This window comes from Clostridium sp. CF012, assembly GCF_018861755.1.
GTDB lineage: Bacteria > Bacillota > Clostridia > Clostridiales > Clostridiaceae > Clostridium_AD.
In genome coordinates, this window is the sequence record NZ_JAHLEF010000041.1 from 1 (window position 1) to 11,668 (window position 11,668).

Sequence of the window (11,668 nt, forward strand, 5' to 3'; positions counted from 1 at the left end):
GATATAGATATCAATGGGATTTAGAAAAGATGACTCCTGTTCAATACAGAAATCATCTCCTTAATTTAATATAAGTTTTTTTAAATTGTCCTTGACAAAGGGTACAGATTAAAGCGAGTTAATGTTTTTTAGCAGCTGTAAATAAAACAAATTTTAGAATTACTTAGCGATGTGAGAGCATTTCCAGCAATATATACTTTTCGTTATAGCATAATATAAGAAAAATTTCTTAATCAAAATTTAAGTTTTAGTCTACCTTTTTATCACTAGCCACCTCTGCGTGGGCTTCTTCAACCTCTACTTCACTTTCAAGATTTTTTAGTGCAGCAGACATCATGAGCTTTATTCTGTTAATTTGATTTACTTCACTGGCACCCGGGTCATAATCTATTGCAGTTATATTAGCACCTGGGTACCGTCTTTTTAATTCCTTAATCATTCCCTTACCTGTAACATGATTAGGAAGACAAGCAAAAGGTTGCATACAAACTATATTTTTTGTACCATTTTCAATAAGTTCTACCATTTCAGCAGTTAAAAACCAACCTTCACCTGTTTGATTACCTAGGGATAAAATAGGTGATGCGCCCTGCGCTAACTCTTGTATAGTTTTTGGTGAGTGAAATCTTTTACTACGATCTAAAACTAATTTCAAATGTTTTCTAAAACTTTCTATATATCTAATTGCCATGTTATTTAATATTTTATCCTTCTTGCTCTTTCCCAAATATTCATATTTAAAATTAGCATCATAAGCACAGTATAGGAAAAAATCTATTAAATCAGGCATTACCGCCTCTCCGCCTTCACTTTCAATAATATCTATAATATTATTATTAGCTGTAGGATGAAATTTAACTAAAATCTCTCCTACTAGACCTATCTGAGGTTTTGAAACATTTTTAAGTTCTAAATTGTCAAAATCAGCCACAATTGAAGAAATATTATATTTAAACTCTTTATTTATTCCCTTTATTACAGCTTGTTTGCAAATTTTTACCCATTTTTCATAAAGTAAATTAGCTGAGCCAAGTATCCGTTCGTATGGTCTAACCTTGTAGAGAACTCTCATAAGTAAGTCTCCGTATACCAAGGACATTAATGATTTTTTAACCAATGAATGCGTAAATTTAAACCCTGGATTTGACTCAAGGCCAGCAGCATTTAATGATACTACTGGAACTTTTGGAAATCCCGCTTCCTTTAATGCTTTCCTAAGGAAGCCAATATAGTTTGTAGCTCTACAGCCTCCTCCAGTTTGAGAAATTATAACAGAGGTATTTTCTACATCATATCTACCTGATTTTAACGCTTCAATTACTTGTCCTACAACAATTATTGTTGGATAACAAGCGTCATTATTTACATATTTTAAGCCTTCCTCTACAGCCACAGTATCCACTGAAGGTAAAATCTCTAAATTGTATCCTGAAGAATTAAACGCCTCCTGTATAAATTGAAAATGTATTGGAGACATTTGTGGAGATAAAATGGTGTGTGTTTTCCTCATTTCTTTAGTGAAGATAATCCTACCGTGGTCCTCCTGCGTTTTTTTAAGCACAGTGCCATTTTTATCCCTTTCATTAAGGGCGGCTTTTAAGGATCTAATTCTAATTCTCGCTGCTCCCAAATTATTTCCTTCATCAATTTTCAAAGTTGTATATATCTTTCCATTACTTCCTAAAATCTCTTGAACTTGGTCTGAAGTAACAGCATCTAGTCCACACCCAAAAGAATTTAGCTGAATAAGCTCAATATTTGGCTCCTTTGCTACAAAGCTAGCTGCAGCATATAACCTAGAATGATATACCCACTGATCTACTATTCTTAATGGCCTCTCAACAATACCTAAATGAGCTACAGAATCTTCTGTGAGCACAGGCATATCGAAATCAGTTATTACACTTGGGATGCCATGATTAATTTCTGGATCTATGTGATAAGGTCTACCAGCGAGTACTATACCCTTCTTTCCAGTCCGCCTAATATATTCTACTACTTCCTCACCTTTTCTTTGAATATCCAACTTTACCTTCTCAGTTTCTGTCCATGCCCTTTTAACTGCCACTGATATTTCTCTTTTATCAATTCCAAAACTAGCAAACTCCTCAGCGAGTCTCCCAATTAGACTTTTATTATTGTCTAAAGATATAAAAGGACTTAGGAAGACGATATCCCTTTCCTTCAATATATCCATGTTATTTTTTATTACCTCAGGATATGATGTTACGATGGGACAGTTGTAATGATCATCCGCTCCTTGTTGCTCCTTTTTCTCATAAGGAATACAAGGATAGAATATAGTGTTGATTCCCTTATTTATAAGACTCATTATATGTCCATGTACTATTTTAGCAGGGTAACAAGCCGATTCTGAGGGTATAGTATCTATTCCCATTTCATATATCTGTTTAGATGATCTTTGGGACAATTCTACCCTAAATCCTAAAGTTGTAAAGAAAGTAAACCAAAATGGGTAATTTTCATATATATTAAGTACCCTTGGAATTCCAATTACGCCTCTTAAGGCATCTTCCTTCTTTATTGGAGTATAATTAAATATTCTTTTATATTTATACTCATAGACATTAGGAATCTCTTCTTCTTTATCGCTAAGTCCTAGTGCTTTTTCACAACGATTACCAGATATAAATTCCCGAATCTTATCAAATTTATTAATCGTAAGAACACATTTATTTGCACAATTTTTGCATCTGCCCATGGTGGTTTCTACCTTAAAGGTATCCAATTGTTCTAAGGATAATAATGTAGAAATCTTCCCATCTTCAGTTCTTTCCTTTGCAATAAGTGCAGCTCCGAACGCACCCATTAGACCTGCAATATCTGGTCTAACCGCCTCTCTTCCTGAAATAAGCTCAAAGGCCCTAAGTACTGCATCATTATAAAAGGTTCCACCTTGAACAATTATCTTTGTGCCCATTTCCTTTGGATCTCTTATTTTAATAACCTTTAGCAGGGCATTTTTTATGACTGAATAAGAAAGACCCGCTGATATATCACCTACAGAGGCACCTTCCTTTTGAACCTGCTTAACCCTGGAATTCATAAACACAGTGCATCTTGAACCCAGATCCACTGGACTTTTAGAACTTAAGGCTACATTTGCGAAATCCTCTATTTTCATGTTTAAAGAATGAGCAAAGGTTTCTATAAAAGAGCCACAGCCAGAAGAGCAAGCCTCATTTAGCAGTATGCTATCAATAACCCCATCTTTTATTCTTAAACATTTCATATCTTGTCCACCAATATCTAATATAAAATCTGCTCCTGGCAGAAAAAATTCTGCTGCCTTGTAGTGAGCTATAGTTTCAATTTCTCCAATGTCTACTTTTAATGCTGCCATTATTAAGCCTTCACCATAACCTGTTACCGCCGAATTCCTAATAATTGCCTCCTTGGGTAAAACAGCATATATATTTTTCAATATTTTTCTTACTAAAGTTAATGGGTTACCTTCATTACTTCCATAATAAGAGTACAAGAGCGCTCCTTCTTCATCTATGAGTGTAGCTTTAGTAGTAGTAGATCCAGCATCTATTCCCAAAAAACAATCCCCTTGAAAGCTCGCAAGTTCTCTTCTTGTTATCTTATATTGACTCTGCCTATTTTTAAAAGCTTCTAGCTCTTCCTCATCTAAAAATAGTGGTCTAAGCCTTTGGACCTCTTGCACCGAGGCCTCCTTAAGCATTGGAAGCTGAGCCTTTAATTCTTCAAAGGAAATAGGGTACTCATCCTTTGATGCCATGGCAGCGCCTAGTGCAACAAATAACTGTGAATCCTTTGGAAAAATAATTTCTTCCTCTGTTAACTTTAAAGTTTCTATGAACCTTTGTCGTAGCTCAGACAAGAAATATAATGGACCCCCTAAAAATGCAACATTTCCTTTAATTGGTCTACCGCAAGCAAGCCCACTAATAGTTTGATTAACTACTGCCTGAAATACTGATACAGCAATATCTTCTTTTGCAGCACCTTCATTTAATAAGGGTTGAATATCAGTTTTTGCAAAAACTCCACATCTAGCTGCAATGGGATATATAGTTTTATGAGCCTTTGCGAGTTCATTAAGTCCCGTGGCATCTGTTTGAAGCAGTGAAGCCATCTGATCAATAAATGCACCAGTACCTCCGGCGCATGTACCATTCATTCTTTGATCGATACCCCCATCAAAATATATAATCTTTGCATCTTCTCCACCTAGCTCAATAGCCACATTAGTTCTTGGGATAATATTTTCTATAGCATAAGTGCTAGCTACTACTTCTTGAATAAATTTTATATTTAGCCATTTAGATAAAGCTAGTCCACCAGAGCCAGTCACCATTATAGTAATATTGCAATCTTTAAAATTGTTATAAGTTTCATATAAAATATCAGCTATTATACTTTTTATATCAGAAAAATGCCTCTGATATTTACTATATATTATTTTTTCTTGCTGATTTAGAACTACTATCTTAACAGTTGTAGATCCTACATCTAATCCAACATTTAATATTTTTTTCATAATTATCTTCTCTTTCCCCGCAAGTTTGGATTTATTCTTATTTTTAACCTAATGATTAATTATATATGTTTATGCCGTCCCAATCAATCTTCATATTTTTTCAATTTATTTAATATTTACGTAAATAACCTAATTGTTCCTATACTAATATGCTTAGTCTTCAAAAACTAAATTTATTTTCTTCAAGACTCACCCTCCATATTATAATTGTATTGATTACATATTATTCAAATTTTCTGTAAATATCAACTACATTTACAGAAAATTAACATATAATTATATTACATTATAACTCAATAGTAATAATATTTCAAAGCCTTTGCGAACTTTCTTATTTAACCCACCAATAAGAAAATTGTAGTATTAAAAATAAGGATTCTCCTTCTGAAATGTCGTTAATCATCATCTTCGATGCTGCAATATTAACGACTTCAGAAGGAAATTTATGATCCCACTGAAGTTTTCTCTTTATTATAGTATAGATGTCCATTAAAAATAAGGATTCTCCTTCTGAAATGTCGTTAACAATACATTATTGAAAGTCATATACTAAAGTATAACTTTCAAGGAGATGATAAAGTGATTAAAGTAGAGATCAACAATATATCCATGAATTACCATTCATTGACTTCAGAAACTCCTGCTTTAAAAGATATCTCATTTTGTGTACAAGAAGGTCACTTTTTAAGTATTGTAGGCCCTTCTGGCTGTGGAAAATCCACTCTATTAAATATTATAGCAGGCTTAACTAATCCCTCTAATGGAGAAATAGTAATTAAAAATTGTAATGCTACTTCAAGCTTTACAAAGATTGGATATATGTTTCAAAAGGATCAATTATTTGATTGGTTAACTATATGGGATAACGTACTTTTAGGTCTTAAAATTAACCATTGTATTACAAATGAGAAGATGTATATGGTGCAAAACCTTTTAACAAGCTATAATCTCTGGGAATTTAGAAACCATCATCCTAGAGAATTATCTGGAGGTATGCGCCAAAGGGTTGCTCTAATTAGGACCTTAGCACTAAGACCTGAAGTACTTCTTTTAGATGAGCCTTTCTCAGCACTAGACTATCAAACTAGATTAAACATTAGTGATGAAGTTTATGAAATTATAAAAAAAGAAAAAAAGACTACCATAATGGTAACTCATGATATATCCGAAGCTATTTCTATGTCAGATGAGGTCATTATTCTTTCAAATCGTCCTGCTGTAGTTATTAAAAACATACCCATTAAGTTTGAAGAAAATTTTTCTCTTCCATTAAAACGTAGAGAAGCTCCAAATTTTAGAGTTTATTTCAATGATATTTGGAAGGAGATGAACCGTAATGCTGATTCAAAGCGATGAACAAAAAAATTATATTAAAAGTGTAAAAAGAGAGAAATACTTTGTTATTCTTACACGATTAGTAATACTAATTGCTTTTTTTAGTTTGTGGGAAATAGCTGGAAGATTAAAATGGATTGATTCTTTCTTAACAAGTACACCCTCAAAAATGTATGCCTCATTTATACAACTATATAATGAAGGTACCTTGCTTTATAACATCTTTATAACCTGTTTTGAAACAATTGTAGGTTTTGTACTTGGGACAATTTTAGGTGCTTTTGTTGCAATCCTGTTATGGTGGTCAGATTTCGTTTCAAGAGTTTTGGATCCATACTTAATAGTATTAAATGCACTCCCTAAAGTAGCTCTAGCACCTATTATTATATTTTGGGTGGGCAATGGAATAAAGGCAATAATAGTAATCGCTCTTTTAATATCAATAGTTGTAACTATAATAAGCATACTGAGCGGCTTTAAGGAAGTAGATGAAGATAAAATTAAGCTTTTAAAAACTTTTGGAGCTTCTAAATTTCAAATACTAATTAATCTAATTATTCCTGCATCCATCCCAACTCTTATTTCTGCATTGAAAATCAATGTAGGACTCTCATGGGTGGGTGTAATAATGGGTGAGTTCTTAGTGGCTAAAAACGGCCTAGGCTTCCTTATAGTTTTTGGCGGACAAATTTCGGAGCTAGATATGGTAATGATGAGCATAGTTATACTTTCTATCTTAGCTTACTTAATGTATGAAATTGTTGCATTTATTGAAAGAAAGGTAGTAGGTAAAAATAAATAAAATTTGAATTTAAATGAATATATTTCTAATTGAATATATTTCTAATCCTTGGACAGTATTTAAATGGAATATTAAATATAAAATAGTAATATCATTATTTAGGCACATTAAAATAAATAACGACCCAGTATGCTAGTCTATTTTACATCTTTAACTTGTCATTTGTTTTTATGTGCATTAGGATAACAAATTTATAACGCGTTAGAGAACTATAACTTGTCAGAGAGCTATAACTCGTTAGAGAACTATAAGGAGGAAAAAAATGGACTACTTTCAAAAGGCTAACGACATATACAATACTAAGGATTACAATAGGGCAATTGCTCTATATAAAAAAGCTGCAGAAATGAAAGACAATGAAGCTGGTTCCCTTTATAATAGCGCAGTATGCTTTATTCACCTAAAGGAATACGAAAAAGCAATACCTCTATTTCATAATGCTATAGACCTTCGACCGGAAAGTAAATACTTCTTCAACTTAGCCTATTGCTATGCCATGTGTCTCAACAAACCAAAAGCATTATATTACTTCAATACTGCTTGGACACTAAATAATGAGGACGAAGATTGTGAAAAGGCCATTAATCTATTATTAAAAAGCTATAGAATAGCTCCCTAAAATACAGGGAGCTATTCTATATTAAATCTTAAATTTAAATTAAATTATCTATTTTACCATTCTCCAGCTACGCTCTCTTCTTTATGGTCGATAACAAATCTTTTACTATCAAAATAATCTCCACCTATTAAAAATGTGGGATCTACATTAATCCATTTATTTTCGCCTTCTATATATACTTGATTCCAAGCATGGCTAACCCAGTTATTTCCATTAAAACCCTGACCAATTATAATTCTTACCTTCACATTATTAGCCCTGCACATAGCTGCAAATAGGCACGCATAATCAAAGCATATTCCACTTTTAGAGTTAAAAGTTGGAATAGCACCAGATTTTACTACTAAATCATTATTTAATACTCTATTTGCTTTTGCATCATCATAAACTATTTCACTACCTACCCAGTTGTAAATAAGTTTTGCCTTTTGCCTAGTTCCATTTTTATCTTGCACCAGATTAATTGCAAACTTATCAATTTCGTCATTAGATTGGATACCCTGCTCCAGGGTAACACCATTATAATAAGTTATAACCTTTTGCTTATTTTGTAAATTAGGCTCCTTCGCATCAGTTTCTTTTATTACAATTTTAAAGGAGTTATTAACAATATTGGGAAGTTGTTTTGCAAGTTTTGAATTAGTCAATGGAATAACAATCTCTTTGGATACATAATTATATAATTGTGATCCTTCCAAATACTTATTGTATGTATCAGTTATCTTAAGAAGCGACAGAAAATTCAACATAAAAGTAATAACAATTACATAGCATATTGCTTTTGGCACTTGGAATATTGCCCCCACCACTCTTTTAAAACCATCACTTTTATTTTTCAGCTTATTTTCTATGCTATCAAACAAAGGATAAATAGCTATGTGGCTAATAAGATTAACTACAAAATTTATGACTGTATAAATTATTAGCACCACTAGCGGCATCAATAATACATAAATCACTAATGGTTTACTATTCATAAACTCTATGGCTTTTAAAGGTATATTTTTGTATATCTTTTCATACACGCCTTCATTATGCTGAATAAAAATTTTTTTACTGTAATAAATGCCTAAAAATAATGCACTTAAAAAAGAAATACTTTGAAAAGCTCCCTGAATAGATCCTTTTAAATTCTCAGAAGAAAATTTATATATAAACCCCTTAATTACCGGAAATATAAATAATAATAGTAAAATTAAAGTTACAGGCTCATTAAACAAAACTATCACCAGCTTTCGTTATTATGCAATTGTAAACAAAGTTGTAATCCGTAAGGAGCCTACAAATCTTCCACGCCATTAATTAAATCTCCTAATACTTTTTTGATTAGTTCCCATTTATAGCCTCGCCTTAAAAGATAGTCTCCTAGTTTTTTATATAGCTTTATTTTCACGGGCTCTGACTTAATTAATATGTTATATCTTTTACTAGCGAGTTCCTGTAATTTATTATAATCCTCTTCAAAAGTATCTTCAGAAGGCGCATTTTCACACGGCTGCTGGTTGTTATCATTTTTAGTGATCTTATCTAAAACCTCATTTACTATCTGATAATCATATCCATTTCGAATTAAATAATCTGAGGTTTTTTTATAAAGCTTTAATGAATCCTTTTCACTCTTAGCTAAGGTACCCATCCGCTTTTCGCCGAGTATCAAAGCCGTTTTAAGCTGCTGTTCAGAGGTTATTTTATTGAGGGCTTCTTTAATTAATTCTTTTGGAAGGGATTTTTTTAGTAGTGCAAACTTAATTTTATTTTTCCCATTGGATTTTATTTTTTCTTTTATAAATAAGTCCACAAATCGCTTATCATCAATAAACTCATACTGCTCTAAAAACTCCATAACCCTCTCTATGGTTTTAATATCAAATTCTTTTGCTGTTAATTTATCTACTACTTGTTTAGCTGACTTAAAGCTTCTTTCTAAAAAATGGAGTGCGCAGTTTTTTCCCTTTATATAATTATCTTCATCAATTATACTTTGTAACCCTGCCTTTTCAATGGTTGACCCCTTTGTAATATTATGGATATAAATAAGTGATGCATCACAGGCAAAGGCAAATTCATCATTCATATAAATGTTAACTCTATCCTTGTTGTTTTTTTGAATTTCAATTTTTGTTATAATACTACTCAAAACTACCCTCTCTTTTCCGGTAAAAATATGTGAATTGTTGGCTTTTGTAATACTTTTCTAGAAATATTATATAGGTCTTTGCTTTTAATATTTCCCATATTTTTCATATCTTCAGTAAACTGATATATATCCTCATTATCCATAGCCTGATGAATTACATAATTACCAAGATCCGTAGAATCCTCTAATGTCGATGCTATGGCAGTTTTTAATATTTTTTTCATTAAAGCTATGGTGTTATCATCAAAAACTATTTTTTCACTTTCAATATCTTTAATTACGTTATCAATTACTTCTATTGCCTCATCTATGCTTTCTTCCGAAACTGATGTATAAATATATAGTGTTTTAACATTATTTGAAGTATCTAAATGAGTATAGACATCATAAGACAATCCTCTTTCTTCCCTAAGTTCTCTAAATAATATAGAGTTAGCACTTTCCCCGAATTTATAGTTTAGTATCCTAAGTGCTAATTCCTCATCTTTAGATAGTTCATTAAAAGTATATAAATATAGAATGGTACTTTGCTCAATTTCCTTTTTATATGATATTTCTTTTACAAATTGGTGATGTTCATATATTATTTTTTTCTTCTTGAATTCCTTTTTACTCCAGCTACCAAAATACTTCTTCACCATATTTATTATGTCCTCATGTTCAAATGGAGATACAATAGATATGAATGAATTATTTGGCACGTAATACATATTATAAAAATCAACAAGTTGTTTTCTTGCAACTTTTTTAATAATGCTTTCATTACCAATAGTATCTTCCCTAAGTGGACTATGTTTGAAAGCAATCTCATTAACTCTCTTAAAGCTTAAGTCTTCAATATCATCATTAATTGTTCGAATTTCAGCCAGTATTACGCCTCTTTCTTTTTCAATTTCAAGCTTTGGAAAGGTTGAGTTTAGTAGCATATCACCAATCAACTTTACCGCGTTCTCTAATTCTTCATTTAAAATTGTTGCACTATATACTGTAGAATTATAATCCGTATATGCATTATATTCTCCACCTAAATTTTCTAAATCACTATTCAGTTTTTCATTAGTTCTGGTACCAGTACCCTTGAAAAGCATGTGCTCTATAAAATGGGCTATCCCCTTTTCATTTTTCTCTTCATAAAGTGAACCTATATTGACTCCAACATGAACTGCTGAAATTTGGCTATCCTTTTTAATAGTAATAAGATTAATTCCATTACTTAATTCTGTTTGCTGCGTATTAAAAATTTCTTTACTCATAATATTCTCCTTTAAGCAGAACCTGCATTAATAAACTTTTACTTTACTTTAGAATGATTAAAACATCAAAAAATAAATTTATACATAGTTTAACTATATCATACTTTTAAGTATTTTAGACTATTTTCTTACCAATATACTTTTATTATCTATTTGTAGCAAATAATTTTCTATGATTTCTATATTTTAACCTTCCTTTGGGAATTCTCCAAGCCATTTTAAAATAATCCTAGCGACAATATAGCTTATAACAATTTAAAACTAGAGTAATTTCCCTATACAATATGATAAATACATTTGACTAATCCTAAATTTTATAGTATTATTAAAGTTCGGGTCGAATACGCATAGACAGTTCGTAACCATCCTGTCTCAAAACAAAACTATGGAGGCACAAAAATGAATATTAAATTAAATGAAGGAACCATCTCTGTAAAAATAAGAAAAATTGTTTTTGCAGCAATGGTAGCTGCTATTTATGCAGCTTTAACTCTGAGCTTATCGTTTTTCAGCTTTGGAGTTATTCAATATCGTATTGCTGAAGGACTTACTATCCTACCTTACTTTGCATCTTTTTCAATCCCAGGGCTGGTAATTGGTTGTATAGTTTCTAATATCATAAGTCCACTAGGTATTATGGATATGATTTTCGGTTCCCTTGCAACATTTATAGCCGCGATTTCAACTTACTATATTGGTAAAAGCAAACTGAAGTTCAAAAGAATACTTGCTCCATTACCGGCTGTAGTAATTAATGCCCTTATTATAGGCATTATGTTAAAGCTTTTATATTTTAAAGACATGCCCCTTTTACTTTGTATGCTGCAAGTTGCATGGGGAGAATTGGTCTGCTGTTATGGAATTGGATTACCTCTTATTTATGTTATTGAAAAGAACTCTACTTTGAGGAATTTTTTTAAATAATTGAAAAAAGCAATTTTATTTTGCTTTTTTAGTTTAATATTTGTTATTCTGTATATACTTTAATATGAGA

Annotated in this window: 10 protein-coding genes; 5 read left to right on the forward strand and 5 right to left on the reverse strand. The window is 31.5% G+C overall.

Translation table 11 applies throughout. The annotated features are described in order from the left end of the window. On the forward strand, nucleotides 1-74 hold a 74-nt coding region (locus KPL50_RS28030; RefSeq protein WP_375372918.1), incomplete at its 5' end, for an IS3 family transposase. A gap of 173 nt (nucleotides 75-247) precedes the next feature. On the opposite strand, the gene KPL50_RS22890 is transcribed toward KPL50_RS28030, so the two are convergent. Both KPL50_RS22890 and KPL50_RS22895 read right to left on the reverse strand, forming a co-directional pair. Continuing rightward, on the reverse strand, nucleotides 248-4,528 hold the full coding sequence (locus tag KPL50_RS22890) for a 2-hydroxyacyl-CoA dehydratase (RefSeq protein WP_216300849.1): 4,281 nt from the start codon (nucleotides 4,526-4,528) through the stop codon (nucleotides 248-250). Between the two features lie 331 nt (nucleotides 4,529-4,859). Beyond that, nucleotides 4,860-5,018 (reverse strand): hypothetical protein, encoded by a 159-nt coding sequence (locus tag KPL50_RS22895; RefSeq protein WP_216300850.1) that lies wholly within the window; start codon nucleotides 5,016-5,018, stop codon nucleotides 4,860-4,862. 89 nt (nucleotides 5,019-5,107) lie between these two features. Here KPL50_RS22895 and KPL50_RS22900 point away from each other — a divergent pair, with 89 nt between their 5' ends. From KPL50_RS22900 to KPL50_RS22910, 3 genes are all read left to right on the forward strand, one after another. Continuing rightward, a complete protein-coding gene (locus tag KPL50_RS22900; RefSeq protein ID WP_216300851.1) occupies nucleotides 5,108-5,884 on the forward strand; it encodes an ABC transporter ATP-binding protein in 777 nt (258 codons plus the stop codon). Further along, on the forward strand, nucleotides 5,865-6,665 hold the full coding sequence (locus tag KPL50_RS22905; RefSeq protein ID WP_216300852.1) for an ABC transporter permease: 801 nt from the start codon (nucleotides 5,865-5,867) through the stop codon (nucleotides 6,663-6,665). The genes KPL50_RS22900 and KPL50_RS22905 overlap by 20 nt, the downstream gene beginning before the upstream one ends. Before the next feature lie 262 nt (nucleotides 6,666-6,927). Further along, nucleotides 6,928-7,284 carry a tetratricopeptide repeat protein gene (locus tag KPL50_RS22910; protein WP_216300853.1) on the forward strand — a complete coding sequence of 119 codons (357 nt, stop codon included), beginning with the start codon at nucleotides 6,928-6,930 and terminating at the stop codon, nucleotides 7,282-7,284. Nucleotides 7,285-7,337: 53 nt separating this feature from the next. On the opposite strand, the gene KPL50_RS22915 is transcribed toward KPL50_RS22910, so the two are convergent. Genes KPL50_RS22915 through KPL50_RS22925 form a run of 3 tightly spaced genes read right to left on the reverse strand, consistent with a single transcriptional unit; the run spans nucleotide 7,338 to nucleotide 10,674 of the window. Further along, nucleotides 7,338-8,504, reverse strand: a complete 1,167-nt coding sequence (locus KPL50_RS22915; protein WP_216300854.1) for a transglutaminase family protein — start codon at nucleotides 8,502-8,504, stop codon at nucleotides 7,338-7,340. A 59-nt stretch (nucleotides 8,505-8,563) separates the two neighbouring features. Then, entirely contained in the window at nucleotides 8,564-9,421 is an 858-nt protein-coding gene (gene recX, locus KPL50_RS22920; RefSeq protein WP_253200773.1) for a recombination regulator RecX, read from the reverse strand. Between the two features lie 2 nt (nucleotides 9,422-9,423). Then, the gene (locus KPL50_RS22925; RefSeq protein WP_216300855.1) at nucleotides 9,424-10,674 is read right to left on the reverse strand and encodes a pitrilysin family protein; all 1,251 of its coding nucleotides are present in this window, start codon (nucleotides 10,672-10,674) and stop codon (nucleotides 9,424-9,426) included. Between the two features lie 399 nt (nucleotides 10,675-11,073). On the opposite strand from KPL50_RS22925, the gene KPL50_RS22930 reads away from it, so the two are divergent. Then, nucleotides 11,074-11,598, forward strand: a complete 525-nt coding sequence (locus KPL50_RS22930; protein ID WP_216300856.1) for a QueT transporter family protein — start codon at nucleotides 11,074-11,076, stop codon at nucleotides 11,596-11,598. The last annotated feature ends 70 nt before the right edge of the window (nucleotides 11,599-11,668 follow it).